Origin of the sequence: Spirillospora sp. NPDC048824, from assembly GCF_043198455.1 — a bacterium.
Taxonomy (GTDB): domain Bacteria; phylum Actinomycetota; class Actinomycetes; order Streptosporangiales; family Streptosporangiaceae; genus Spirillospora.
In genome coordinates, this window is sequence record NZ_JBICUS010000039.1 from 1 (window position 1) to 23,694 (window position 23,694).

Sequence of the window (23,694 nt, forward strand, 5' to 3'; positions counted from 1 at the left end):
GGCGATTCTGGCGCTTAGTCCAGCCCTCGACCCGCTGACCTGCAGGTTCAGGCGGTGGAGTGCTCCAGGACCCCCGAATTATGTCGAACGCAGGCCACAGACGCTGGTGGAAAACGTTCATTGCAGGACCGGGAGGAGATTTCCCGGGGACTCGCCGAGGGAGTGCAGAGCAAGGTCATCGCGGAACGGATCGGGCGGTGCCCGAGCATCGTGTCGCGCGAGATCGCCCGGCACGGCGGCCGGGACCGATACCGGGCGGCGCGGGCCGACCGGACGGCGCAGCGGCCGCGGCGGCGTCCCAGGACCCGCAGGATGGACGCCGGCGCCTACCTGCGGCTGGTGGTGGTCGAGCTGCTCAAGCAGGGCTGGTCGCCGCAGCAGGTGGCCGGGCTCAGCCGATCCGCTCGAAGACGGCGGCGAGGCCCTGGCCCCCGCCGATGCACATCGTCTCCAGCCCGTAGCGCGCCTCCCTGCGGTCCATCTCGCGCAGCAGCGTCGCCAGGATCCGCGCGCCGGTCGCGCCGACGGGATGCCCCAGGGAGATACCCGACCCGTTGACGTTGAGCCGGTCGAAGTCGGCGTCGGCGAACCTCCATTCGCGGGTCACCGCCAGCACCTGCGCGGCGAACGCCTCGTTCAACTCGATGAGGTCCATGTCCTGCAGCTTCAGGTTCGCCCGCCGCAGGGCGCGTTCGCTCGCCGGGACGGGCCCGATGCCCATCGTGCGGGGAGGCACCCCGGCCACGGCCCAGGAGACGAGCCGCGCCAGCGGACGCAGCCCGAGTTCCTCGGCCAGCTCCCGCGTCGTGACCACGCACACCGCCGCCCCGTCGTTCTGGCCGCTGGCGTTGCCCGCCGTCACCGTCGCCTCGTGGTCGTCGCGCAGCATGACCGGGCGGAGCCCGGCCAGCTTCTCAAGGGTGGTATCGGCGCGCGGGTGCTCGTCGCGGTCGACGACGACGTCGCCCTTGCGGCCCTTGACGGTGACCGGGACCATCTCGGCGTCGAACCGCCCGGCGTCCGCGGCGGCGACGGCCCGCCGGTGCGACGTGAGCGCCAGCCGATCCTGCTCCTCGCGGGGGATCGAGTACTGGCGGCGGAGGTTCTCGGCGGTCTCCACCATCCCGCCCGGGACGGGGTACTGCACGCCCCCGGCCGTCACCCTCGCGCGGGCGAGCCGGTCGTGCAGGCGCACGTCCGGTCCCTTGACGCCCCAGCGCATGCCGGTCGCGTAGAACTCGGTCCCGCTCATGTTCTCGACGCCGCCCGCCAGCAGGAGGTCACCGCCGCCGGTCTGCACCTGCATCACGGCGCTGATCACCGCCTGGAGCCCCGACCCGCACCGCCGGTCGAGCTGGGCGCCCGGCACGGTCACGGGCAGCCCAGCGTCCAGTGCCGCGACACGGCCGATGGCGGGCGCCTCGCCGTTCGGGCTGCCGTTCCCGAGCAGGACGTCGTCCACGGCGTCGCCGGGCACGCCGGTGCGGTCGAGCACCGCTCGGATGACCGTGGCCGCCAGATCGGCGGCCGGGACCGAGCGGAGCGCTCCCCCGAACCGGCCGACCGGGGTTCGCGCCGGCTCGCAGATCACCGTTTCACGCACGATGTCCTCCATCTCTCGGTTGATTCACGGCATCCGGCCCGCCCTCCGTCAGGAGCGGCACGTCGAGGCGCCCGGCGAGCTCGTCCCGGCCGATGCCGAAGGTCGCCGCCAGCCGGACCCCGGCCGGGTCGATGTGGAAGACGGCATGGCGGGTGTAGACGCGGCTCACGCAGGCGCGGCCGGTGAGTGGGTAGGTGCAGGCGGGGACGAGCTTCGGGCTGCCGTCCCTGGAAAAGAGCTCCATCATCACGTAGACGGACTTCGCGCCGGTGGCCAGGTCCATAGCGCCGCCGACGGCGGGGATGGCGTCGGGGGCGCCGGTGTGCCAGTTGGCCAGGTCGCCGTTTGCGGCGACCTGGAAGGCGCCGAGGATGCACACGTCGAGGTGCCCGCCGCGCATCATCGCGAAGGAGTCGGCGTGGTGGAAGTACGCGGCGCCGGGCAACTCGGTGACGGGGATCTTGCCCGCGTTGATCAGGTCCGGGTCGACGTCATCGCCGTGGGCCTCCGGGCCCATGCCGAGCATCCCGTTCTCGGTGTGCAGGACGACCCCGCCGTCCGGGTCGAGGAACGACGCGGCCGTCGTCGGGAGGCCGATCCCGAGGTTGACGTAGGCGCCGTGGGGGATGTCGCGCGCGACGAGGGCGGCCAGCTCTTGCCGGTCCAGGGGCCCGCGATCCGGCCGTCCGGGGTCCGGCTGCTCGCGGTCTCGCCGCTCGACGGTCCAGGGTTCGCTCATGACCCCTCCTTGGCGTCCCGCCGCGCCACCACGACGCGATCGACGTGGATCGACGGCGTCACCACGGTCTCCGGGTCGAGCGTCCCCGTGGGGACGACCTCCTCGACCTCGGCCACGGTGAGCGCCGCCGCCGTGGCCATGACGGGCCCGAAGTTGCGCGCGGTCTTGCGGTAGACGAGGTTTCCCATCCTGTCGGCCCGGTGGGCGCGGATCAGCGCGACGTCCCCGCGGATCGGGAGTTCGAGGACGTGCTCGCGCCCCTCGATCACCCGGGTCTCCTTGCCCTCCGCTAGGAGGGTGCCGACGCCGGTCGGCGTGTAGAAGGCGCCGATGCCAGCCCCGGCGGCGCGGATGCGTTCGGCGAGGTTGCCCTGCGGCGCCACCTCCAGCTCGATCTTGCCGCCCCGGTACAGCCTGTCGAAGACGAACGAGTCGACCTGGCGGGGGAACGAGCAGATGATCTTGCGGACCATTCCGGCCGCCAGCAGCGCGGCCAGGCCGGTGGTGCCGTTGCCGGCGTTGTTGCTCACGACCGTCAGGTCGCGGACGCCGGTGCGGCGGAGCGCGTCGATCAGCGCGATGGGATGACCGGCGAGACCGAACCCGCCGATCAGCACCGTGGCGCCGTCGGCCACCCCGCGGACGGCCTCGTCCGGGTCGGCGGCGACCTCCATCACGAGGCCGCCGCCCGGGTGACGGGACGAACGAGTGCGCCGTTCACAGTGTCGTCCTCTCCTTCACTTGATCGCCATGGCGTTGGGGGGCGAGCCGACGCCGCCGACGACGTTCAGCGGCTTGGCGGTCAGCATGAACTCGTAGACCCGGTCGGCGTGGCAGTCCTCGGCCAGCGCCTCCAAGTTCCACAGCTCGCCGAGGAACAGGCCGAGCAGGGCGATGAGGGGGCGGTGCATCATCCCGTTGTGGACGACGCCGCGTTCTGGCGGCGGCTCGTCCGGGTCGACCAGCCCCGAATCCGGATTGACGGGGTGGGCCTCCACGCCCAGGTCGTCGGACGCGACCATCGCGAAGCGGTGGTCCCAGAGCCACGCGATCATCTCGTGGGACTGGATGAGACCCGGGTGCCGGATCTTGTTCTTGAAGGACCGCCGGGCCTCTTCGTCGACCTCGTTGAGCCAGTACGGGGCCCATCCGACCCGCAGCAGGAGCACGTCCCCAGGCCGGAACTCCACGCCCTGCGCCCGCGCCGTCGACTCCAGGTCCTCCGGGGTGATCATGTAGTTGCCGGCCAGGTCGAGGGGGGTGCCGCGGTCGGCGAAGTGCCGTGCAACGTCCAGGAGCACGCCGCGGGCGACGATCCCGCGCTCCGCGACCGTCTGGATGCCGAGGGCCGGGGTCTCCTCGGCGATCTCCTCGTCGGGCACACCCCCGTAGAACCCGTGCTTCGGGTGGCGGATGTGCCGCAGACCGTCGATCTGGGACGTCGACTGCAGGTAGAACGAGTCGAGCCAGTCGTCCCGGTGGTTGGGGTTGTTGGCGAAGATGTGGTGCCTGGTCGCCGGCCTCGTCCCGGCCGGGGGCGGGACGAAGGTGTTCAGCGGGTAGTCGAGGTTGAACACGGCGCCGCGGCGGACCAGCCCGACCGCGTCCCTCACCTGGCCCGGTCCGATGAAGTTGAGCGTGCCGAACTGGTCGCCCTCGCCGAAGACGCCCCAGGACGAGCCCGGCGGCGCGTCCTGCCGTTCGAGCAGCTCCTTGTACACGGGGATGTCGTCGCTTGGGCTCATCCGAGCGCTCTCCTCTCCGGTTCTGTGTCCGTTCCGTGCAGCCCCTGGTCCTGCTCGGCCCCGCCCAGTTCGGGCAGGACGGCTGTCCCGACCAGCCGCAGCGTCCGCCGGGCCGTCTCCGGCGGCGTCCCGTACGGCGCCACCCGCAGCTGGACGGACGTGACCCCTGCCGAGGAGTACCGGCGGAGCGCCGCCACGACCTTGTCCGGCGTCCCGACCAGCGCGAGCGCGGGTTCGTCCGGGCCGTCCACCCCCATCCAGGCGCGGCGGTCGGTGTAGTAGCCGAGGACGGGGGCGAAGTGCTCGGCCGCCTCCTTCCGCGCGCGGGCGCCGTCCTCGTCCACCAGGCACAGCCGGGTGACCGCGACCTCGCCCGAGGCCCCGGCCCGCGCCTCCCGGTACTCGGCCGCGCGGGCGGCCAGGAGGCCGTCCCCGTAGTTGGTGGCGGCGTAGTAGCCGTCGCCGATGGTCGCCGCTCTGAGCGCCGCCGCGCGGGTGCGGCCGCCGAGCAGCATCGGCGGGCCTTCCGGGCGCAGGGGCGGCGGCATCACCGGCGCCGGACCGTCCCGCTCCGCGCCGTCCGCGCCTCCCGGCTCGGCCGACCAGATGTCCCGCAGCCCGGCGACGAAGGAGGCGAACCACTCTGCGGGGCGGCGGCCGCCGGTCCGGACGCCGAACCGCTCCGCCAGGTCGGCATTGCCGAGGGCGAGGCCGAGGGTCAGCCGTCCGCCGCACAGCTGGTCGAGCAGGGCCGCCTCGTACGCGAGCCGCCGGGGCTCGTACGCGCGGGCCAGCAGCACCGCCGTGCCGAGCGGCAGGCCGGTGCGTCCCGCCAGGTGCGCGAGCACCATCAGCACGGCCGGCAGGTGGAACGGCTCTGGCCGGACGTGGTAGCTCTCCCCGAGCCACACCGACGACAGCCCGTTCTCCTCCGCCGTCTCCAGCAGCCGTGCAGCGCGGTCGACCTGGGGACGCGTCGCCGCGGCAGACCCCAGATCGACCGCCACACCCAGTTTCAACGGTTCCCTCACGTCAGGCCGCCTTCTTCGCGGCGGCGCGGACGTCCTCGTAGGAGAACTGGTTGATCTTCGTGATCAGGTCGTTGGTGTACACGTCGGTCGCCGGGAACTCCTTGTCGATCAGCCCGGCGGTGGTCACGAACTTCACGGTGCCGTTGACCGCCTCGGGGTCCATCCGACCCCAAATGTCGCCTTCGCCGGGCGTGACTTTCTGCCCGTCCAGGCGGACCTTCAGGACCTTGACCTGGTCGGCCAGGAGCTGTTCCTCCGGAACCGACGCCGCGCCCTTGGTCTCGGGGTGCTGCTTCCACAGGTCGCCCACCGCGGCCTCGGGGTCGGCCTGCGCGAACACCACGCCCTTGGCGAAAGCCCTGCCGAGCCGGACGAACAGGTCCTCCTTCTCCTTCAGGTCGGGCTTCTTCACCGCGAACCCGCCGCCGAACAGGGCCTCAGTGCCGGGCACCGGCAGCGGCTTCAGCTTCACGCCCGCGTTCTCGACGATCTGGTACTGGGTGTCCCAGAGCGCGAGCGCGTCGACGTCGCCGCTCTTGATCGCGTTGAGCTGCTCGGCGCCGGCGCCGATCGGGACCAGCTTGATCGACTCCGGGTCGAGGCCCTGCATCTTCAGCGCCGTCCTGGCGAACGTCGCGCCCGAGCTGGCCACGGCCGTGACGCCGATCCGCTTGCCCTCCAGGTCGGCCACGGAGGTGATCGGGGAACCGTCCGGGACCTTCAGGCTGTAGATCCAGCGGGTCCAGTACTGCGCGAAGTACGTCAGCCCGGTGTTGCGCGCGTACCCGATGGCGACGGGCTCCGGCGTCATCAGCCCGACGTCGATCTGGCCCGAGACCACCTGCTGGGCGACCTGGGTCCCGGACGGGAACAGCTGCACGTCGACGTCCAGCCCCTCCTGCGCGAAGTAGCCCCGGGCCTCGGAGACGGCGAGGGTGGCGTATCCGGCGTTCCAGCTCGGCGAGCCGATCCCGAGCCGGACCCGGTCACGCCCGCCGGACGACCCGTCGTCGGACGAGCCGCATCCGGCCAGCGCGAGCACCGCGACGACGATCGCCACCACCGGCGCTATCACCGGTGCCGATCTGCCCGGTCGCCTGCCGGGTCGTCTGGTCGGTCGGTTGGTCTTCACGAGGTCCCCCTAGCTGTGGACTGCTCGGGTGGGTGGAGGGAGCCGAGTGGGTCTGCACACCGCTCACTCCGCGGCCTTCGCCGCGGCGCGAATCTCGGAGAAGTCGAACTTGTTGATCTCGGGGATCAGGTCGTTGGTGTAGATGTCGGTCGCCGGGAACGTCTTCTTGATCAGCCCGGCCTGCTTCATGAACGCGATCGTGGCGGTGACGGCCTTCTCGTCCATCTCGCCCCAGCGGTCCTTGCCGGGCTCGACGCCCTGGCCGTCGAGCCGCACCTTCAGGACCTTGACCTGGCCGTCCAGGATCTCCTCCTCGGACCCGGACGACTGCGGCTTGGCCTCGGGGTGCAGCCCCCACAGGTCGCGGACCGCGGCCTCCGGGTTCTCCTCCGCGAACACCATCGCCTTCGCCATGGCCCTGCCGAAGCGGGTCAGCGCGTCCCGGTTCTCCTTGAGGACGTCGCCCTTGGCGGCGAAGCCGCCGCCGAACAGCCCGTCGGTGGAACCGATCTTGATCGGGGTGAGGCCGATCCCGGCGTTCTCCACGATCTGGTACTGGGTGTCCCACAGGCCGAGCGCGTCGACCTTGCCACTCTTGATCGCGTTGAGCTGCTCGGCTCCGCCGCCGATCGGGATGAACTTCACCGTCGCGGGGTCCAGGCCCTCCATCTCCATGGCGGTGCGCACGAACGTCGTCCCGGAGCTGGCCACGGCGGTGACACCGACGCGCTTGCCGGGTAGGTCACGGATGCTCCGCACATCCGACCCCTCGGGCACCTGGATGTTGGCGATCCACTTGGGGTAGTAGCCGGCGAAGTAGACCAGCGACGTGCCCTTCTCCTGCCCGATGCCCACCGGCTCGGCGGTCATCAGCCCGATGTCGGTCTGGCCCGCGATGACCTGCTGGGCGACCTGGGTTCCGGAGGCGAACGTGGAGATCCGTACGTCCACCTTCTCCTCGGCGAAGTACTTGCGGGCCTCGGCGACGGCCAGCGTCGCGAACCCGGCGTTCCACGTCGGGGTCGCGATCGCCACCTTCAGCACGGTCCGGCCGTCGGCCGTGACCTCCGGGTCGGACGACCCGCAGGAGACGGCGGTGCTGCAGGCCAGGACCACGGCGGCCAGGCCCGCGAGGGACTTGAGCTTCATGTTCCGTCCTCCTCGGTCACGAAGGGATGGGGTACTCGCCGGCGTTCAGGACGAGCCCCGGACGGGCCGAGAAGTCCGCCCGCGGTGGGCAGAAGATGTCGATCAGCTGGTTGCGGCCGGAGCCCACGGACTGGGTGGTGTGGACGGCCGGCGGTGGGATCACGGCGATCGACGGGCTGCCGCAGCCGCGGTGCTCGTCGGGCAGCCACTCGCTCATCCGCTTCGTCCAGGGGGTGCGGATGTGGTGGACGAAGTCGCCCTCGACCGCGAGCGAGCACTGCTCGAAGTCGTCGTGCTGGTGTGGGGAAAGCGTCTCGGGGTCGCGGACGCCCATCCGGGGGTTGAGGAAGTTCACCATGAAGGTGCTGCACCGGAAGATGCGGCCGAACCGGGCGGGGTCCACCGGAACCTCCGTCAGCGGGTACGCGCGGACGCGGTGGCCGGCGGGCGGGTCGGGCCAGGGCTCGAACGCGGCGACCTCGGGGTTGGGCTCCTCGTAGGACGCCTGGTTGACGCTGGCCCGCGCGAGCGGCTCGGCCGACGTCACGGTGAACAGCCGTACGAGGTCGCAGTCGGCGTCCGCGACGACCACCGAACGGCCGGGCGGCACGACGATCACGCCTTGGCCCGTCATCGAGACCGTCTCGTCCGGCGTGCGCACGGTCGCCGCGCTCCCCTCGTGGGGCAGGACGACGACGTACTCGTCGGACTGGTCCTCGCGGGTGAGTTCGTCGCCCTCGACGGCGCTGGAGTAGGTGACGACGAAGTTCTGCCCGCGGGCCAGCCAGGTCCGCGTCCCGGCGTCGGTCCGCTCGCTGGGCTCCAGGTCGTAGAACTCGACGTACTCTGCTCCAGTCCTGGTCTCGGTCTTTTCCTGTGTCTGCACTGGGACTCCTGTCTCGTGGTCGTCTGCCGGGTCGTCGGCTGGGGGTGGCCCCCGCCCGCTCAGTCGTCCAGGCCGAGCAGGTGGGCGGGGTTGACGCAGGCGATCTGCCGCAGGTCCTTCTCGCTCAGGCCGAGGTCGAGCAGGGCCGAGCCGACCCGGATGAACGCGTCGACGGGAAGCGGCCGGTTGGCTTGGCCGAGGTCGGAGGCGAGGACGGTGTGCTCGGGCCCGATCTTCTCGATCCAGGTGAGCAGGCCCTTGGGGTCCCACTTGCGGTACCCCTCCGGGTCGTACATCCCGACCTCGTGCTCGACGTAGGCGCCGCCGCGCACCAGTTCGAGGCACTGCTCCGGCTCCGCCCCGATGACGAAGTTCGGATGGTTGATGACCATGCGGGTGATGCCGCGGCGGCGTCCCTCGTCGAAGAGCTGGGCGATGGTCTCCGGCGGGAGGTGGCCTCCGCTGAGCATCGCGTCGTTCTCGGCGATGAGGTCGAGGACCTCGTGCACCTCGGGCAGGAGCCCGCCGGCGTCGTCGTGGACGTCCACCCGCGCGGAGGGGACGTCGACGGTCGCGGTGGGGAACCCGCCTCCCTCGGGGTGGCACTCGATGTGCCGGCCGGAGGAGAAGGTCGGGAACCAGACCGCCTTCCCTCCCATGCGCAGGCACATCGCGACGGCGAAGGGGTTGATGCCGCCGACCTGACTGTTGAGCGCGATCCCCCCGAACACCTGCGTGGAGCTCTTGGCCAGGCGGTCGCCCATGGCCAGCAGGTCCATCACCGTGTTGTGGTGGTGGGACTTGACGAGGACCGCCCGCATCTCGAGCCGCTCGGCGTCGAACGCGGCGTCCGCGTGGTCGAAGCGCCGGGGGAACGGATTCGGACCGGAGTGGCAGTGCAGGTCGACGGCTCCGCGCAACACGGTCGTGATGGCGTTGGGTCCTGACATGGGCATCCTCCCTGATGTTCACGATGCACACTAGTTATCCACTTTGCGAACGTCAATGATCGGGTTTCGATTTGTCATCCGAGCTCGCCTCTGCGCCGCCCGTTCTCACTTCACGAGCGCGAAAGTCCGGCAAACCCTAGGTAACCGCGATCATGTAATGAGGGATCCACCGATAAGGCTTGACGTGAAGTGGAGCCTTGCGTGACTCAGGTCACTTTGATATCGTCACGCCATCTACGTAGTGTGAACATCGAGTTCAAATAATGACCATCCCGCAAGAGCGTGTGGCCAAGGGAGACGTGCATGGCGCAGCAGCCCCAGTCCGACATCCAGGCTGTGAGCCGGATGGCCCAGATCCTGGGTCTGTTCGGGCCTGAGGCGCCGGAACTGTCGGTGTCGGAGGCGACGGAGCGGCTGCGCCTCAACCGGACCACCGTGCACCGGTACCTCACGTCGATGACCGCGGCGGGTCTTCTTGAACGGGGTAGCCGGCCCGCGAGCTACACCCCGGGCGCGCTGATCACCCAGCTCGGCGCCTTCGCCATCGGGCAGCGCCGCATCATTCAACTCGCGCCGGCCCATCTGCGCGAGCTGACCGAGCAGGCGGGCGTCACGTCCGTGCTGTCGCTGTGGGGGCCGTCCGGCCCGGTGGTGTCGCTGGTCGAGGAGGACGCGGCGCACGGCACGATCGTCACGGTGCGGGTCGGCTCGCAGCTCGCTCTCGACACCGCGCAGGCCATCGCGTTCATGGCCTACCTGCCCGACCAGCTCCAGGTCGACCGGCTGCTGGCGTCCCTCCCGGTCACCCAGCGCACTGGCCTGCTCGAACGCATCGCCGCCGCCCGCGCGCTCGGGCTGAGCATCTACCCGGCCAACCAGCGCGGCATCAGCGTCATCGCGGCGCCGGTGTTCGCAGACGCGGGAGTGTGCGCCACCATCGCGGCGATCGGCACCGACCGCATGCTGCCGACGGCCCAGGATGCGCGGACGGCCATCGCCGTCCGGAAGACAGCCACGGCCCTGACCGAGGAGATGGGCGGGACCTGGCCCGCCCCCGACGACGACCCCAGCGACCTTACGAGCGACAAGAACGACCTGAGCGACTAGGACGAGAGCATGCCCACCCCAGCGCACCCGCCCACCGTCACCGACATCGCCGTCGAACTCCACCACATCACCATGCGTTACCGGGCGAAACGTGGCAAGAGCCTGCTCGCACTGGACGACGTCAGCCTGACCGTCCCCGAGGGGCAGTTCGTCTCCATCGTCGGCCCGAGCGGATGCGGCAAGAGCACCCTGCTCAAGATCGTCATGGGGCTCACGCGGCAGACCGAGGGGGAGGTGGTCTTCGGCCCGGCCCGCAGCCACGAGAACCTGCTCGGCATGGTCTTCCAGCAGCCCCTGCTGCTACCGTGGCGCACCGTTGCGAAGAACATGATGATCTCCCACGATGTGGGGCCCCGGCGGTCTCGCGCCGACCTCGAACGGCGCGTGACCGAGCAGCTCGACATGCTGGGGCTGCGCGACTTCGCCGACCAGTACCCCCGCGAGCTGTCCGGCGGTATGCAGCAACGGGTCGGCATCGGCCGGGCGCTCCTGCACGACCCGCGGATCCTGCTGATGGACGAGCCATTCGGCGCCCTCGACGCGATGACCCGTGACCAGATGGGCCTCGACCTGCTCGACATCTGGGAGCGCGACCGCAAAACCGTCCTGTTCGTCACGCACAGCATCCCGGAGGCGGTACTGCTGTCCGACCGCGTCGTCGTCATGACACCGCGCCCGGGCCGCATCGCCGAGGTCATCGACGTCGACCTGGCGCGGCCCCGGCGGCTGGAGGACATCAACACCCCAGAGTTCGGCGAGATCGCGTCCCGCATCCGCGTCCTCCTCAACTCCGAGCACAGCGCCCACTAGGAGTGACCATGAAGCTTGGCAACACGCGGGAGGCGGAGAAGGCGCCGGGCACGGCGGCGGACGCCGGAGACCGCGCCCCCGAACGCCGGCGCGCGGGAGGCTCGGCGCCCCGGCGCCAGGTCCCCGGGTTCGTGCTCAGCTGGGGCCTGTTCCTCATCCTCGTCGGCCTGTGGCAGCTGGTCGTGCGCGCCCTCGACGTGTCGATCGTGCTCGTGCCGGCCCCGTCCGACGTCGTCCGCTCGCTGGTGGACGGCCTGACGAGCGGGTTCCTGCTAGAGCACATGTGGGTCACCCTGAAGGAGATCCTCGTCGGCTTCGGCCTGGCGATCGGCATGGCGCTGGTGTCGGCGGGGCTGATCACCCAGTTTCGCATCGTGGACAAGGCGCTCCTGCCGATCCTCGTGCTGATCCAGACCATCCCCAAGGTCGCCATGGCGCCGCTGCTGCTGATGTGGTTCGGCATCGGGATGACGTCGAAGGTCCTGACGATCGCGCTGATCGCCTACTTCCCCCTCCTCGTCAACTCCATCCTCGGGCTGCGCTCCGCCGAGCCCGAGCAGATCGAGATGCTGAAGTCGTTCGGGGCGAGCGACTTCCAGATCATGCGCCGGCTGCGGTTGCCCTCCGCGCTGCCGCACATCTTCGCCGGGCTCGACGTCGCGGTGATCCTCTCGGTCACCGGCGCCGTCGTCGCCGAGTTCGTCGGCGCCACCGCAGGCCTCGGCTACACGATCCAGGCCACCAACTTCAACATGGACGTGGCCCGCACGTTCGCGGTGGTCGTGATGCTGTCGGTCATCGGCATGAGCCTGCACGCGGTCGTCGTCACGCTCAACCGGTGGCTGGTGTTCTGGGCCCCCTCCAGGAAGGACCACGCGCGTGATCTCTGACCCGCCCGAGCTGTTCGCACCGGACCGCGGCGTCCCGCTGGGAAGCTGGATCAAGATGACCGGTTCGGAGAGCGTCGAGATCGCCGCCTGCGCCGGTTTCGACTTCATAGTCATCGATCTCGAACACTCCATGCTGAGCATGTCCGACGCGTACCGGCACATCGTGGTCGCGGCGGGACAGGGGATGGCGCCGCTCGTCCGCGTCCCCTCCCACGACCACGGCATCGTGCAACGGGTGCTGGACGCGGGAGCGACCGGCGTCCTCTTCCCCCACGTCGACACGGTCGGGCAGGCCGAGGCGGTCGTGCGCATGGTCCGGTTCCCCGGCGCGGGCACCCGCGGCTCCGGCGGGACGAGCCGGGCCGGCGGCTGGGGCCTGCGGTCCCGCGCGGACTACCTGCGCTTCGGCAACGAGAAGGCGCTGTGCGTGCCGCAGCTGGAGAGCGAGGAGTCCCTGCGCAACGCGTCCGGCATCCTCGCCGTCGAGGGCGTGGACGCGGTCCTCGTCGGCGCCGCGGACCTCGCGCTCTCGATGGGCGTCCCGGCCGGAGACCCCCGGCACACCGAGCTGGTGGTGTCGGGGCTGGACGCGGCCAAGGCCGCGGGCCTGCCGTGCGGCACCGCGGTGGGAAGCGCGCTCGCGGCCAGCAGGGCGATCGAGCAGGGCTTCGGCTTCGTGGTGGCCGCCAACGACACCACCCTGCTAGCGAAGGCGGCGACGACCCTCGTCCAGCAGGTCCGCGGGGTGCCCGCGTAAAGGGCCTGCGGCGCGCCACGGCGCAGCGGCCACCGCCGCGGGCGTGAGCCCGGTGAAGGTTTCGATCTTGCGGTGGAAGTCGCGGAGGCGCTCCGCCTTGGCGAGCCTGCCCGTCTTCTTCACCCCCGGGGGCGAGTTGGCGGGGCTCGATGGCCGAGGCGGGTAGAGGCGGCGGCCGGGCTGCGGAGACGGATCAGCCGAAAGGTCGACACCGCGCCGCAGCCCGACCCCTACCAGATCGAAGGTGACGCAGTCGAACTCACCTGCTATCAACTGTGCGTGATAGCGGGTCTCGCTCTAAACACCCGCGTACGCCAAGGCGCTTCTCAAGGGCAACGAGGAGGCCGTAGCGGCACGCTTGGAACGGCAGAAGATTTCGATCAGGAGAACGGTCCGATCGTGACGCTCCTGGTCGACGAGCAGGCACTGTACCGGCCAGTGGGTACCGCCGAGATGATGAGGGAGCAGCTCGAGCACCTGATCGCCCTCAGCGAGCGCTCCAACGTGACCGTTCAGGTCATTATAGGAAGCGGCGAGCACCAGGGAAACGGCAGCAGCTTCGTCTTGGCTACGATGGCCGACATGAGCCGGATAGCCTACATAGAAACGGCTATACAAGGACTCACGACAGACGACCCCGCAGACCTTGCGGAAGTCTCACGCGTCCTGGTTGATCTCCGGAACAGAACGCTTCCTGGAGACATGTCGCGAGACTTCATCAGGAAGGTGGCCGAGGAACGATGGACCTTAAGAACGCCAGGTGGCGAAAGGCCAGGCGAAGCCTGAGCAACGGCGGTGAGTGCGTCGAGCTGGCGGCCGTGGCCGGTGCGGTGGTGGCGGTGCGGGACAGCAAGGACCCGGACGGTCCCGTCCTCCTGCTGACCCGCGCGGCCCTGCGCACCGCCGTCCAGTCCGCCGCAGCCCCCCACTGACCACCCGGCACTGACTGCCCGACCATACGACAGCCCCCGATCCGTTGGGTCGCGGCGAGTCGTCGCGTCCCCCGACGTTAAGGTGCGGTGGCGTTCGCCTGGCCGCCGACCAACTCGCGGCCTACCGGCTCGGCCGCGCCCTGCTCCCCCGAGCGCGCCCGGATGATCGTTCGCGTCCACGACGCGTTCGGCGCCTCCGACAGCGACCAGGCATGCCTCGGCGTCTCTTCGACCGGCAGTGCTTGTCACGCTGCCTCCCACTCCTCGGACGAGACGGTCGGCTGCGTCATGGGGTTCCTCATCATCCCACTGGGAGGCCGATGAGTCTGTGGCTCCCGGCCGGTCAAAGCTTTTGACACCCTAGGAAAGGACACCGCCATGTCGGAGCTTCTCGTCGATTTCATCACCTCCCTCGACGGATACGCATCGGGAGAGGGATGGCCCGGGTTCTGGGGTCTCGAGGGCCCGGAGTACCTCGCATGGCTCGGGGAGCAGCCCGAGGCCACCCACCTGATGGGAGCTAACACCTACCGCCTGATGTCGGGCTTCGCCGCCGGCGAGGTCCCGGATGGACAGGACGAGTTCCGGCCCGAAGAAGAGGCGTCCGTCGACGGGCTCACGAAAGCGTCCAAGGTGGTGTTCTCCTCCTCACTCGAGGAGCCACTGACGTGGGCCAACTCCACGCTCGTCCGCGACGACGCCGTCGAGGCGGTCCGCGCCATGAAGGCGAGTGGCTCGGGGCTCCTCAGCACGATCGGAAGCCTGAGCCTGTGCCGGTCCCTGCTACGAGCCGGACTCGTCGACCGCTTCCGGGTCGTGATCTTCCCGGTGATCACCGGGGCCACGGGCGCAGAACGCATCTACGACGGCTATCCGGACGTCGCCCTCGAGATGATCGAGCACCGCACCTTCGACGGCCGCATCCAACTGGTCGAGTACAAGCCCCGCGTACTCGAGCACCCGCCGCTCGGCGCCCCCGCATGAGCATCCCCTCATAGCGTGGAGACCGAACAGAGAAGCTTGGGTCGTGGGAACCAGGAGCGAGGAGCCGCAGGTTTGCCCCGGAGTTGCGGGTGGGAGCCGTGCGCATCGTTCGGGAGACCGGCAAGCGTGTCGCGCGGGACGGAGATCAACGAAGCGTCGGAGTGAGTTTCCGCAGTCGGCGCAGCGCGCATTGACCCCGCCGCCCGTGTAACCGAGGCTTCTTAGTCATTCCAACCCGACGTTACAACTACCGGGCCTGAGAAATCCTGGCCGACGTTCGCGACGACAACCAGAAGTCTCAGGCTCATTCGCCTCCGTGAATGAATCAGCGGGCCTACCCTGCTCAATACCCGCGGGGTTCGGATGAAGCCCGGCGCCGCCGCCCGCCGCCTGCGCCGGCTCGCGGCCCAATCCGCCGCCCGGTTACCGCGCATGCACCTGCGCATTACTCCGCCACACCTTCGTGACCACCATGCGCTACAAACCGAGTCTGCAATAACCTCGGCCGCCACAGCAATGCAGTGCCACGTAGACGCAGCAGTGAACCAGGCGTTGGCACCGCAACCGCGGCAGCGAGGGCTGACGTCTCAGCGGCGAATGGTGCCCGTCTACCCGAGGCACTCTCATACCGCCGAGCCGAGGCTCTCCCAGACCAGCTACGCCTAACCGGATGGTCGGACGATGGCGCTGCAGCACAGCGGTGCCTGAATCCGTACCTGGATAGCCTCAGTGGTGTGCCTGTTGGTGATCTCCCTGCTCCTCCTGCGTATGACGCAGTTGCTTCCTGGGCCGGCGCGGGGCGGGTAGTGCGTGCCGCCGAATCCGCCGTGGCGACCTGGCGGCTTCCCGAGCCGCAGAAAGCGGCTCTGATCTCCTGTGGCGTACCGCTGATCGATGATCTGGTGGACGCGGTGTCGTTCGACGCGGAGCCGACGATGTACTGGTTGGCGCGCATCGACGACGACGCACTCGGCTTGGCCTGGAAGTACGGCGCCGTGTCGGGGCGTGGCGAGGTGCTGCAAGTTGGGTCGTCGGACGGCGGTGCGAGGTTCGTCAACTCGACGATCAACCACTGGCTGTGTTCGCTGCACCTGGTCGGCAGCCGGCTGACCGGCTCGACCGCCATCGGCCACTGGGACGAGGACGAACGTGCCGAAGAGGAGGCGCTGGCGGAACTCGCCGACCTGTCGGAGCAGATCAGGTCGCTCGACCCGCCCGCCTTCGGGGACGGCGACCACGAAACGCACCTCTGGCCTGCGGTGCTGGACCGATGGCTCTACTGATCGACGTAGGGATCCTCATCTGCTGCAGAGACGGCCAGAGTCAGCCGCGGACACCCGCGGCCATCACCTTTGCGTCGGTCCGCCGTGCGGACGGCACACCCGCCGGCCGCCGGCTCACGCCCAGTTGCGCGCCCAAGGGTTCGCCTATGACTCCGCCCGCCGCCGCATCTCCCGCCGCGGATGCGCACAGCCACGGTTCCCGTACCGTTATCTCGGAGCAGCAGACGATCAGGCCGGCCCCAACTACACCGGCCAACCCGCCGTCAACTCGTTCTACGCACCACATCCCTGAACTTCTACTCATGGTCTGGGACGACCGAAAGGCACGGAGCCAACACGCAGCTAACGCGGACTGCCGCGCACAGACGCCGCTGATGAAGGCACACTTCTCCCGCGACGCGCGTGGCTCTTCCGACGGGCGGATTCGCGCGACGCCGACCATCGGCGCGTACGCAGTCCGGATTGGTACGCCACGGGGCCGACAACCGCCTGCCGAGGTTCGGGCGGCGTCTCATACGACCTGTGCGATCTTGTAGGCGATTCCGCCGTCGATCAGGTATCCCGATCCCACGCAGACGATGTCGTTCAGCCATGCGTACTGCTTTGCCCCGGTCTCGAAGAGCGGGTTGGTCCGGAAGTAGTAGCGGGCCGGGGCGATGTGGCGGCGTTCGGATGGGTCGGCGATGTCGGCCCGTAGATCGGGCGGAACGACCCAGCGGCCGCTGTAGGTCATGTACACCAGGGCGTCGTCGTGCGTGCGCAGAGTGAGACGGACGTCCAGGGTCATGGCCCCGTCAGGTCGGAACACCGTTCGGTTCGGCGCGGCTGCGCACCCTGGTCGACCGCTGGATCGCCTACGCGCAGGAACCGCTGTTTCCCGGCGGCTGCTTCTGGGCGGCGAACCTCCCCGTCTTCGACAGCCGGCCCGGCCCGGTGCGCGACACCCTGGCCCGCCAGCAGCGGGCCTGGCGCGAACTGATCGCCGACGAACTGCGCCACGCGTCCGACGCAGGGAAGCACGCCGTCCTCGACGCCGACCTTGCGGCCTTCCAGATCGACGCGGTTCTCACCGCCACGAACACCTCACTCCGACTCGGCGACGACAGCGCCGTGGACACGGCCCATCGCAAAGTCCCCCGATATCACGTCACCTGAGCCCACCGGAGCCCGCAGCCCGTCCCCTCCGGGAGGGACGGTCCGAAGGTGATGGCGTCAGATGCGTGCTGCGATCGAGGACACGTCCCGCAGCACCCGATCGAGCAGTTCCTTCAGCAGCCGGTTCTCCTCAAGGGCCGAACGGGCTCTGTCGTGAAGGGGTTCGACCACTTCCTGGAACCGCCCGCGAACCTCCGGGCCGGGCCATTGCAGCTCCAACCTCGAGAACGCGCGTCGGCTTATCTCCCTTGCCTGCCGACCTTGCGCGATCTTAGGAAGCTCCTCGCTTCTGGAACGAAGCTCGTGCAGGAGCCACCAGCGATCCAAGGGATCGGACGGGCGCACCGCGAGCACTCCCCGGGCGGGGGTGGTCCGAAACCAGGTCAGTGCGGCGCGGGCCCCTTCGGGTCGTGACGCGACCAGTACGGTCCCCGGTTCGCAGACGTCCCCCGGCTCGGCATGCGTTTCCTGTCCTCCCTGAATGTGGGGCGGATCCGCGCGCAGGACGTCGGCCGGCGCTATCCGGGACGTTGCGACGCCACTCAAGTCGGCCTGCGATCGGTCTGGCCGACCGGTCATGACCGAAGTGACGGCACCGAACGTGGCAGGCGTCCATGACTGCCGATGCCGCCGCACCAGCATGGCGTGATGAGCGTCGGCCAAGGTGACGGCGTCCGCGGCGATCCGCAGGTTGAGGGCCCTTTTATCCTGGATCAACTCGACAAGCCGGCTGAGGGTCTCGATTCGTCCGGGGGGAGGGACGGCCACCTCCATCGCCCTCAGCCGGTCGATGCTCAGGGTCGGCTCGACGTGCGCCGACACATGCCGGTCGAACCAGGCGCGGGCGACGGGCGTCTGGAACCAGATCTTCAGCCAACGGGTGATGTCATGGTCGCTTGAGCGGAGGATGCCGACCGAGCGCGTCGTCACCCAGCCGGTATGGCGCTGGTCGATCAGCGCCGCGTCACCCACCCGGCGGACGAGTACCACGACCAGGTCGCCCTCGGCGAGGACGGCGCGGTTGTACCTGCCGTCCAGCGGTGCGGCAGGGGCCGGGGGAGACGTCCAGAGGCGGCCGTCGCGGACGTCACCGGCTCTGATCACTCCCCCGCCGCTGGGGAGCTCGTGTTCCGGAAGGCCGTAGGTGACCTTCAGGTCTGCGGCCTCCTTGACCGTCTTGCGCTGCCAGCCCTCACCGTCGAGTGCGCGCATCACAGTTCGTCCAAGATTCGAAGCAGGTCGGCCTCCAGGACGCGCGACTCTTGGAACCTGTCCCGGAGTTCGGCGGCGAGCTCGTCGATCTGCCGCTGCTCCGGAGCATCGCCGATGCCGAGCTCACCGGTGTACTTCGGCGGCTGCAGGTCGTATCGCTGATCGGCGATCTCCTCGGCGGTGACGGAACGGCACTGACCGGCCTCGTCACGGTATTGCCCATCCACCTCTCGCCACTCCCCGAGTGTCCGCAGCACCTGCTCGACCCCTTTCGGGCTGAGGCGACGCTTACGCCTCGGCGCCTGTTCGTACGCCTTCCGCGCGTTGATGAAAAGCACCTTGCCCCGACGGTCACTGCTGCCCCACTCATCGCGGGGACCTTTGTCGGTGTTGAGCAGCCACAGGCAGCAGGGGGCACGGCTGTGGGCGAACAGGCCCGGAGGCAGTGCCACCACACATTCGACGACATCATCCTGAACGAGCCGTCCGCGCACCCGCTGCTCCACATGCCGTGCCCCGGTCGCGGCCCCCTCCGCCATGAGAATCGCCGCTCTGCCCCGGGGAGCGAGCGCGTGCACGATGTGGAGGATCCACGCCAAGTTCGCGTTGTCCTGAGGGGGCGCCGCCTCGTCCGACCACCTCGGATCGTCCGTGCGCGGTTCGGCACGCCACGAGGCGTTGAACGGCGGGTTGGCCAGGACGATGTCATAGGACGACTCGGCGGGCCGCGCGAGACTGTCCATCGGTGGCAGAAGCCGCGCGTCCAGGTTGCGGGCGTCCAGGTTCATTCGCGCCACATGGAGCGCGGAGGCGTGCACGTCCTGGCCGGTCAGTTCGAGATTCGACGGCCGGCCCGTGCGCCCGGACACGTGGCGGTCGGCGCCGATGAGCAATCCGGCTGAACCGCACACCGGATCAAGCACCCGCTGGCCTTCCTGAGGATCCACCGCTGCCACCATCAACCGCACGACGTCGTTGCGGGTGAAATAATCCCCGCTTTTCGCCTTCGCTTCGGACAGGTCCTGGAAGCATTGGTCCAGGCAATCATCGAGGCGGCCGGCTCGGTGGATCGCCTTGACCAGGCGACGCAGCGCGTCGTCGGCCGTTGGAGGGAGACGCGGCACGAACGCGCGGCCTTCCTCGTCTTGGTACCGGGGCAGGCATTCTCGTACCGAAAGCCCCATCTGCTGCTGGGGCTTGTCCGTTTGGGCCAAGAGCCAGTTCCACAAGGAGTGCTGGTCGCTCCGCGGACTGTATCGTGCCTGGTTCCTCAGAATCATGAGTCCGGCCACGACGCGGCAGGCGTCGTGAAATTCCAGAAGGTTCCCCAAGTCACGCACTGGGATTCGGATTTCAGGCGGCATCTCCACTCCTCTTGGTGGCCGGGCGCGCTGTCCCCGCGTCCTTGTTCACGCGATGCCGCCCGTTTTCATGAGCAGGACGACCACCGGCACCGCGGCGGCGAAAGCAGCGGCCCCGGCTGCGATGGACCCGATGACCCGGCCACCGTCGAGCCACTTCAAGAATGCGGCCAGCAGCGCCGCGATCAGCGCCACCAGGATCACCACGACCACGATGAGTACTCGCTCCATCTGCGGCTCCATCTCTACTGGGCGCGCGAAGCCGGCGGACGGTCGCGCGGGTTCTGGTGCGGCGGGCGGTCAGTCCCGCCCGACACGAGAACAGTAGGAGGCTACGGCCGCAGTGCTCGTCGAGCACGTTGTTTGGGTTTTTCTAGCGCAAGATTGATGTCTATTTGCAGATATATGTCCGATTCTGGCGACATCAAGGGGTCACCCACTAGCGGTGGGGGCGCGGGAACGGGCTCGGGCGGCATTCCCCGGAGGCGCGTCAGTCCGTGATGTCAAGAATCGTCATCAAGCCACGGCCTTCGCGGAGGGGGAAGCGGGCGCCGGTCCGGCCCGTCTCCAAGGCCCTGCCCACCGGCTTGTTCGGCGAGACGCGGCCGTAGCCGTCGATGTCCACGGCGGAGGTGACGAGGGTGCCTTCATCGCCGCCGCCGTAACGGACGTGGAAGAGGCAGCCGGGAGAGGCGAAACGGCAGGTACTCGGACGGCGGACGAAGCCCGGCCATTTCATTATGGCTTCCAGTTCCCTGAGACGGCATTCAGGCCGTCAAGGTCGCCTTCACCGTCCACGGCGGGATTGGGAAAGAGCTGCGCGCTCAGCTTCCTCTCGATCGCGTCGATCTCCGCACGAACCCGACGGGCCGTCGAACTGGTGATGATGGCGCCGAGGCGCGCCCCCACTTCGTTATCGAGCCGGAGTCCACGGCGGCTTGCGAACCCACGCAGGTTGTGGCACACCTCAGGGGAATCCACGGCGGCGGCGCTCAGGCAGTAAGCCTTACGTCGCCGGTCCCACCGTAGATCAGTGGCCCTGGTGTACTCGCGCAGCGCACTGTTGTTCTCCCTGTTGTACGGGAAGTAGATCAGTATTTCGTCGGCCGCGGGGGTGCTCCCCGCTTTCACCGGGGTCGCCGTCCACGATGGGTGGGCGCCCTATGACACCTACACCGCCGAGCGCGAAATCCGAATGATCAAAATTCGGCAGAAGGTGTCCGGCTGCCTGCGCACCCTCGCCGGAGCCCAGCAGTTCCGCGTCATCCGCTCCTACCCGGCCACCACCGCCAAACACGGCCTCGGACTGCTCGGCGCCCTCACCCGGCTCACCAACGGCCGCCCCTGGCGGTGAGCCTCGGCGCCGTGGTCCTCGCCGGAAGTGCGCGACCGCCGTTCGGTTCGCCCTACCTGCCGACGTTTCTGTTGTTCACGGCGTTACTCACGGCGGTGTACGTACTGGTCGCCCTGCTCCGGCCGGAGGGGCGGTCGTACTTTCGCTGAGCGCGCCGTCGCCGAGTGGTCTGTCGTGGACGGACAGTACGATGCACCGGTCTTGAACCATCCCCCGAAAGGCCGAGCATGGGCGTCACGGCGATCTTCCGAAGCGTGACCGCGGAACAGATGGATCGTGCCAGGAAGGATCCGTCGCACGCGGCGCGCCTTCTCCGCGAACCCCCGGAAGATGATCACACCCCGGACATGTCCACGCTCAGCGTCCAGCGCCGCACGTTCTATATCGAGCGCTTCTCACTCGACCTGTGGGAGGACCTGGTCGACGATGCGCCGGTGAACGTGTTCTTGGGCGAGGACTACCTCGACCTGAACTGGGCCTATGACGAGGATGACGAGGACGAGCACGGAGACGAGGACGAGGACGACCAGGCCATGGAGCTCGCCCCGGAACTCATCACCGAACTGGCGGGCTGGCTGCGCGGCGTGCGGTTCGCCGACGTGTACGACGAGCCGGACGAGTACGGGTTCATCGAGCAGGACTTCGAGGATTTCCGCACCTTCATCCTCGCCGTCGCCGAGCGGGGCGAGGGCGCGCTGTTCTTCTTCGCCTAATGGCCGCCACGCGGCCCGGAAACGCCGCCCGCTCCACCCGTCCCGTGCGCCCACGGCCGCGGCCAGGACTTACTCGGCCCGGTGACGGGTAGCGGCCCATTGCCGAGCTTGATCTTGGCTCCGCTGGGTGTCCGCCGGAAATGGAGGGGCCATGGCCGCCACGACCGACCGGGTCGCGACCAACGCCGGGCCTGCGAGTCTGCAACTGCCGGGCATCGTGCTGGGTGGGCCTCGGCGGATTCGTCGATGGCATCCTGCTGCACCAAGTCCTGCAGTGGCATCACATTGCTCGCCAGCACCGACACGGACAACATCGGCTGAAGATAGGGCTCGGCCCCGCGCGTCCAAGGTCGACGGGCGGGGCCGGTGTCATGAGGCCGGAGTTCGCGCGAGCAGACGGCGCCTCGCCCGATGGGAACGCTCCTCAGCCGCCTCGGCGTGGACGCCCGCCGGGGGAACGCGCACCTCGATGCGTCCATCCTGGATCCGCGCCTCGTAGCGGGGCTGTGGCGTGCTGGCCGGGCCGCGCATGATGCCGCCAACCTCCAACAGATCGTCGGCCGCCCCCTCACCGACACCCCCCAGACCGACCACTGAACGCGACGCGGCAATGGTTTACCCTCTTGGGCATGGATCACCGGGGTGAGTTTCGTCGGGCAGCGCTTGAGTTGGGCATCCCGGACGACGAGATCAGCAGATTCAGCCAGCACCTTCGTCTGTCGATCGGATTGTACGCGGGTGGCGGCGGCTCTCCGGTTGGGAAATTCGGAGGGCTGCCCCAACTGCCGGTGGGCATGAAATGGCCATCCGGCGGGGATTGTTCGTTGCCGCTGCTCTTCTCTGTCGATTGTGGGGCGCTGCTGAGAATCGACGGCCTCGACCTGCCGGCCGACGGGACGCTGCTCTTCTTCGTGGACCAGGAGATGGACCACGAGGACACTTCCGGGAGGTATGCGCAAGTCGTGTATGTACCGGACGGAGCCGAAACCGCAGTCGCGGGTGCCCCCGATTCCGTGTGCGTCCGGGAGCAGCTCGACCTCAGCTCCAACCTCATCGCCGGGCTGCCCCTTTGGCTCCAGGAGGGCGACGAGGACTGGCATGAGTACTGGGAGGATCTCGATTGGGAGGACATGTCGCCCTTCCAGCAGCAGTTGGCCCAGTACATGGAGCGCGACCTGCCGCACCTGGACGAACTCCGGGCTCTGGCCTACGACCTATGGCCGTCCGGCGCCGGCGTCGTCATCGGCGGGTACGCCGATGACGACGTGATCAACAGCATCGCCGAGCAGACCCTCGCCGGACGCGAGAAGGCAGGCGAGATCCCCGCCATCCCGGTCGCGAAATGGTCTTCCCACCTGGAGGAGGAAAAGCACCGGCTGACGAGCGAATGGATATCGCTCGCCAGAGAACTCCCGGAGTACGAGGTCTACTGCACAAGTTTTGTGATCCGCCAGGACGACTTGGCCGCCGCCCGCCTGGACAAGGCGCTGGCCGTGACCACTTTCGAGGCACCGTGACCAGCCCGCCGACCCGGTAAAACGGCACTCCCGGCCACTGTTCACCGACCCGCCAACCCCGGTCACGCCCTCGTCTGCCCGGTCGAGCACGTAACCGCCCTGCACACTGCCGAGCCATCGCTGCTGGTCGAGGTGTTCAACGTGGTCACCCGCCTGACGCGTGACCTGCCCTCCACTCAGTATCGAGGACGTTCGGTGTTCGGTCATGACCGAACACCGAACACAGCAAGCGCCGCGCGAGTGGTCGGCCACCGAGCGACAGCGGGGTGCGATCAAAGCCACCATGCATTGAGCTTCCCCCCGTTCCACGGACACCCGATCTGAGTTGACCTTGATCAACTTGGGAAGGAAGTGTCTCGTGCCACCACCTCACCCGCCAGAGTT

28 protein-coding genes and 3 pseudogenes are annotated in these 23,694 nt (G+C 68.9%); 16 read left to right on the plus strand and 15 right to left on the minus strand.

Going from position 1 to position 23,694, the window contains the following annotated elements; genetic code table 11:
• Positions 1 to 54: 54 nt before the first annotated feature.
• A pseudogene (locus ACGFIS_RS36680) lies at positions 55 to 222 on the plus strand (helix-turn-helix domain-containing protein); the annotation flags it as partial.
• Positions 223 to 391: 169 nt separating this feature from the next.
• Here the strand turns inward: ACGFIS_RS36680 and ACGFIS_RS36685 are convergent.
• The 9 genes from ACGFIS_RS36685 to ACGFIS_RS36725 form a co-directional block, all read right to left on the minus strand.
• On the minus strand, positions 392 to 1,603 hold the full coding sequence (locus ACGFIS_RS36685; protein WP_392973920.1) for an acetyl-CoA C-acetyltransferase: 1,212 nt from the start codon (positions 1,601 to 1,603) through the stop codon (positions 392 to 394).
• Positions 1,596 to 2,342 carry a 3-oxoacid CoA-transferase subunit B gene (locus tag ACGFIS_RS36690; protein WP_392973921.1) on the minus strand — a complete coding sequence of 249 codons (747 nt, stop codon included), beginning with the start codon at positions 2,340 to 2,342 and terminating at the stop codon, positions 1,596 to 1,598. Before ACGFIS_RS36690 ends, ACGFIS_RS36685 begins: the two co-directional genes overlap by 8 nt.
• Positions 2,339 to 3,016, minus strand: a complete 678-nt coding sequence (locus ACGFIS_RS36695; protein WP_392973943.1) for a 3-oxoacid CoA-transferase subunit A — start codon at positions 3,014 to 3,016, stop codon at positions 2,339 to 2,341. Before ACGFIS_RS36695 ends, ACGFIS_RS36690 begins: the two co-directional genes overlap by 4 nt.
• A gap of 63 nt (positions 3,017 to 3,079) precedes the next feature.
• Entirely contained in the window at positions 3,080 to 4,087 is a 1,008-nt protein-coding gene (locus ACGFIS_RS36700) for a cyclase family protein (RefSeq protein WP_392973922.1), read from the minus strand.
• Positions 4,084 to 5,118 (minus strand): LLM class flavin-dependent oxidoreductase, encoded by a 1,035-nt coding sequence (locus tag ACGFIS_RS36705; protein WP_392973923.1) that lies wholly within the window; start codon positions 5,116 to 5,118, stop codon positions 4,084 to 4,086. Before ACGFIS_RS36705 ends, ACGFIS_RS36700 begins: the two co-directional genes overlap by 4 nt.
• Before the next feature lies 1 nt (position 5,119).
• On the minus strand, positions 5,120 to 6,178 hold the full coding sequence (locus ACGFIS_RS36710; RefSeq protein ID WP_392973924.1) for an ABC transporter substrate-binding protein: 1,059 nt from the start codon (positions 6,176 to 6,178) through the stop codon (positions 5,120 to 5,122).
• 135 nt (positions 6,179 to 6,313) lie between these two features.
• Positions 6,314 to 7,399, minus strand: a complete 1,086-nt coding sequence (locus tag ACGFIS_RS36715; RefSeq protein ID WP_392973925.1) for an ABC transporter substrate-binding protein — start codon at positions 7,397 to 7,399, stop codon at positions 6,314 to 6,316.
• Between the two features lie 16 nt (positions 7,400 to 7,415).
• Positions 7,416 to 8,285 (minus strand): hypothetical protein, encoded by an 870-nt coding sequence (locus tag ACGFIS_RS36720; protein ID WP_392973926.1) that lies wholly within the window; start codon positions 8,283 to 8,285, stop codon positions 7,416 to 7,418.
• A gap of 59 nt (positions 8,286 to 8,344) precedes the next feature.
• Positions 8,345 to 9,235, minus strand: coding sequence for a DUF6282 family protein (locus ACGFIS_RS36725; RefSeq protein WP_392973927.1), 891 nt, complete (start codon positions 9,233 to 9,235; stop codon positions 8,345 to 8,347).
• A gap of 303 nt (positions 9,236 to 9,538) precedes the next feature.
• On the opposite strand from ACGFIS_RS36725, the gene ACGFIS_RS36730 reads away from it, so the two are divergent.
• The 8 genes from ACGFIS_RS36730 (at position 9,539) to ACGFIS_RS36765 (ending at position 15,998) form a co-directional block, all read left to right on the plus strand.
• Positions 9,539 to 10,342, plus strand: a complete 804-nt coding sequence (locus ACGFIS_RS36730) for an IclR family transcriptional regulator (RefSeq protein WP_392973928.1) — start codon at positions 9,539 to 9,541, stop codon at positions 10,340 to 10,342.
• 9 nt (positions 10,343 to 10,351) lie between these two features.
• Complete coding sequence (locus ACGFIS_RS36735; RefSeq protein ID WP_392973929.1) at positions 10,352 to 11,152, plus strand: ABC transporter ATP-binding protein; 801 nt, start codon at positions 10,352 to 10,354, stop codon at positions 11,150 to 11,152.
• Between the two features lie 8 nt (positions 11,153 to 11,160).
• Positions 11,161 to 12,042, plus strand: a complete 882-nt coding sequence (locus ACGFIS_RS36740) for an ABC transporter permease (protein ID WP_392973930.1) — start codon at positions 11,161 to 11,163, stop codon at positions 12,040 to 12,042.
• Positions 12,032 to 12,799: an HpcH/HpaI aldolase/citrate lyase family protein gene (locus ACGFIS_RS36745; protein ID WP_392973931.1), complete on the plus strand. Its 768-nt coding sequence runs from the start codon at positions 12,032 to 12,034 to the stop codon at positions 12,797 to 12,799. The genes ACGFIS_RS36740 and ACGFIS_RS36745 overlap by 11 nt, the downstream gene beginning before the upstream one ends.
• 279 nt (positions 12,800 to 13,078) lie before the next feature.
• Positions 13,079 to 13,585 (plus strand): DUF5753 domain-containing protein, encoded by a 507-nt coding sequence (locus ACGFIS_RS36750; protein WP_392973944.1) that lies wholly within the window; start codon positions 13,079 to 13,081, stop codon positions 13,583 to 13,585.
• Positions 13,540 to 13,731, plus strand: a complete 192-nt coding sequence (locus ACGFIS_RS36755; RefSeq protein WP_392973932.1) for a DUF397 domain-containing protein — start codon at positions 13,540 to 13,542, stop codon at positions 13,729 to 13,731. Before ACGFIS_RS36750 ends, ACGFIS_RS36755 begins: the two co-directional genes overlap by 46 nt.
• A 378-nt stretch (positions 13,732 to 14,109) precedes the next feature.
• A complete protein-coding gene (locus tag ACGFIS_RS36760) occupies positions 14,110 to 14,715 on the plus strand; it encodes a dihydrofolate reductase family protein (RefSeq protein WP_392973933.1) in 606 nt (201 codons plus the stop codon).
• A 734-nt stretch (positions 14,716 to 15,449) separates the two neighbouring features.
• Positions 15,450 to 15,998, plus strand: coding sequence for an SUKH-4 family immunity protein (locus tag ACGFIS_RS36765; RefSeq protein ID WP_392973934.1), 549 nt, complete (start codon positions 15,450 to 15,452; stop codon positions 15,996 to 15,998).
• 511 nt (positions 15,999 to 16,509) lie between these two features.
• On the opposite strand, the gene ACGFIS_RS36770 is transcribed toward ACGFIS_RS36765, so the two are convergent.
• Positions 16,510 to 16,785: a DUF3237 domain-containing protein gene (locus tag ACGFIS_RS36770; RefSeq protein ID WP_392973935.1), complete on the minus strand. Its 276-nt coding sequence runs from the start codon at positions 16,783 to 16,785 to the stop codon at positions 16,510 to 16,512.
• 38 nt (positions 16,786 to 16,823) lie between these two features.
• Here ACGFIS_RS36770 and ACGFIS_RS36775 point away from each other — a divergent pair, with 38 nt between their 5' ends.
• Positions 16,824 to 17,153, plus strand: a complete 330-nt coding sequence (locus ACGFIS_RS36775; RefSeq protein ID WP_392973945.1) for a TetR family transcriptional regulator C-terminal domain-containing protein — start codon at positions 16,824 to 16,826, stop codon at positions 17,151 to 17,153.
• Positions 17,154 to 17,210: 57 nt separating this feature from the next.
• Here ACGFIS_RS36775 and ACGFIS_RS36780 read toward each other — a convergent pair whose 3' ends face one another.
• The 5 genes from ACGFIS_RS36780 to ACGFIS_RS36800 form a co-directional block, all read right to left on the minus strand.
• Positions 17,211 to 18,365, minus strand: coding sequence for a hypothetical protein (locus tag ACGFIS_RS36780; RefSeq protein ID WP_392973936.1), 1,155 nt, complete (start codon positions 18,363 to 18,365; stop codon positions 17,211 to 17,213).
• Positions 18,365 to 19,729 (minus strand): N-6 DNA methylase, encoded by a 1,365-nt coding sequence (locus ACGFIS_RS36785; protein WP_392973937.1) that lies wholly within the window; start codon positions 19,727 to 19,729, stop codon positions 18,365 to 18,367. The genes ACGFIS_RS36780 and ACGFIS_RS36785 overlap by 1 nt, the downstream gene beginning before the upstream one ends.
• Before the next feature lie 45 nt (positions 19,730 to 19,774).
• Positions 19,775 to 19,957 (minus strand): hypothetical protein, encoded by a 183-nt coding sequence (locus ACGFIS_RS36790; RefSeq protein WP_147339319.1) that lies wholly within the window; start codon positions 19,955 to 19,957, stop codon positions 19,775 to 19,777.
• Positions 19,958 to 20,216: 259 nt separating this feature from the next.
• Positions 20,217 to 20,351 (minus strand): hypothetical protein, encoded by a 135-nt coding sequence (locus tag ACGFIS_RS36795; RefSeq protein WP_392973938.1) that lies wholly within the window; start codon positions 20,349 to 20,351, stop codon positions 20,217 to 20,219.
• A gap of 113 nt (positions 20,352 to 20,464) precedes the next feature.
• A complete protein-coding gene (locus tag ACGFIS_RS36800) occupies positions 20,465 to 20,857 on the minus strand; it encodes a hypothetical protein (protein ID WP_392973939.1) in 393 nt (130 codons plus the stop codon).
• A gap of 64 nt (positions 20,858 to 20,921) precedes the next feature.
• Between ACGFIS_RS36800 and ACGFIS_RS36805 the strand changes: the two genes are divergently transcribed.
• From ACGFIS_RS36805 to ACGFIS_RS36830, 6 genes and pseudogenes are all read left to right on the plus strand, one after another.
• On the plus strand, positions 20,922 to 21,080 hold the full coding sequence (locus ACGFIS_RS36805) for a hypothetical protein (protein WP_392973940.1): 159 nt from the start codon (positions 20,922 to 20,924) through the stop codon (positions 21,078 to 21,080).
• Between the two features lie 347 nt (positions 21,081 to 21,427).
• Entirely contained in the window at positions 21,428 to 21,793 is a 366-nt protein-coding gene (locus ACGFIS_RS36810; protein ID WP_392973941.1) for a hypothetical protein, read from the plus strand.
• Positions 21,794 to 21,933: 140 nt separating this feature from the next.
• Positions 21,934 to 22,062, plus strand: a pseudogene (locus tag ACGFIS_RS36815) (hypothetical protein); the annotation flags it as partial.
• A 142-nt stretch (positions 22,063 to 22,204) separates the two neighbouring features.
• The gene (locus ACGFIS_RS36820) at positions 22,205 to 22,390 is read left to right on the plus strand and encodes a hypothetical protein (RefSeq protein WP_392973946.1); all 186 of its coding nucleotides are present in this window, start codon (positions 22,205 to 22,207) and stop codon (positions 22,388 to 22,390) included.
• 32 nt (positions 22,391 to 22,422) lie between these two features.
• Positions 22,423 to 23,310: a DUF1963 domain-containing protein gene (locus ACGFIS_RS36825; protein WP_392973942.1), complete on the plus strand. Its 888-nt coding sequence runs from the start codon at positions 22,423 to 22,425 to the stop codon at positions 23,308 to 23,310.
• 57 nt (positions 23,311 to 23,367) lie between these two features.
• Positions 23,368 to 23,634 (plus strand): annotated as a pseudogene (locus ACGFIS_RS36830) (HIT domain-containing protein); the annotation flags it as partial.
• Between the last annotated feature and the right edge of the window lie 60 nt (positions 23,635 to 23,694).

Excerpts from the sequence above, each read along its gene's own strand:
- ACGFIS_RS36690 (WP_392973921.1), bottom strand. The coding sequence starts at position 2,342 with ATGAGCGAACCCTGGACCGTCGAGCGGCGAGACCGCGAGCAGCCGGAC.
- ACGFIS_RS36695 (WP_392973943.1), bottom strand. The coding sequence starts at position 3,016 with ATGGAGGTCGCCGCCGACCCGGACGAGGCCGTCCGCGGGGTGGCCGAC.
- ACGFIS_RS36700 (WP_392973922.1), bottom strand. The coding sequence starts at position 4,087 with ATGAGCCCAAGCGACGACATCCCCGTGTACAAGGAGCTGCTCGAACGG.
- ACGFIS_RS36715 (WP_392973925.1), bottom strand. The coding sequence starts at position 7,399 with ATGAAGCTCAAGTCCCTCGCGGGCCTGGCCGCCGTGGTCCTGGCCTGC.
- ACGFIS_RS36725 (WP_392973927.1), bottom strand. The coding sequence starts at position 9,235 with ATGTCAGGACCCAACGCCATCACGACCGTGTTGCGCGGAGCCGTCGAC.
- ACGFIS_RS36730 (WP_392973928.1), top strand. The coding sequence starts at position 9,539 with ATGGCGCAGCAGCCCCAGTCCGACATCCAGGCTGTGAGCCGGATGGCC.
- ACGFIS_RS36735 (WP_392973929.1), top strand. The coding sequence starts at position 10,352 with ATGCCCACCCCAGCGCACCCGCCCACCGTCACCGACATCGCCGTCGAA.
- ACGFIS_RS36740 (WP_392973930.1), top strand. The coding sequence starts at position 11,161 with ATGAAGCTTGGCAACACGCGGGAGGCGGAGAAGGCGCCGGGCACGGCG.
- ACGFIS_RS36755 (WP_392973932.1), top strand. The coding sequence starts at position 13,540 with ATGGACCTTAAGAACGCCAGGTGGCGAAAGGCCAGGCGAAGCCTGAGC.
- ACGFIS_RS36760 (WP_392973933.1), top strand. The coding sequence starts at position 14,110 with ATGTCGGAGCTTCTCGTCGATTTCATCACCTCCCTCGACGGATACGCA.
- ACGFIS_RS36770 (WP_392973935.1), bottom strand. The coding sequence starts at position 16,785 with ATGACCCTGGACGTCCGTCTCACTCTGCGCACGCACGACGACGCCCTG.
- ACGFIS_RS36780 (WP_392973936.1), bottom strand. The coding sequence starts at position 18,365 with ATGCGCGCACTCGACGGTGAGGGCTGGCAGCGCAAGACGGTCAAGGAG.
- ACGFIS_RS36785 (WP_392973937.1), bottom strand. The coding sequence starts at position 19,729 with ATGCCGCCTGAAATCCGAATCCCAGTGCGTGACTTGGGGAACCTTCTG.
- ACGFIS_RS36790 (WP_147339319.1), bottom strand. The coding sequence starts at position 19,957 with ATGGAGCGAGTACTCATCGTGGTCGTGGTGATCCTGGTGGCGCTGATC.
- ACGFIS_RS36805 (WP_392973940.1), top strand. The coding sequence starts at position 20,922 with ATGATCAAAATTCGGCAGAAGGTGTCCGGCTGCCTGCGCACCCTCGCC.
- ACGFIS_RS36810 (WP_392973941.1), top strand. The coding sequence starts at position 21,428 with ATGTCCACGCTCAGCGTCCAGCGCCGCACGTTCTATATCGAGCGCTTC.
- ACGFIS_RS36820 (WP_392973946.1), top strand. The coding sequence starts at position 22,205 with ATGGGAACGCTCCTCAGCCGCCTCGGCGTGGACGCCCGCCGGGGGAAC.
- ACGFIS_RS36825 (WP_392973942.1), top strand. The coding sequence starts at position 22,423 with ATGGATCACCGGGGTGAGTTTCGTCGGGCAGCGCTTGAGTTGGGCATC.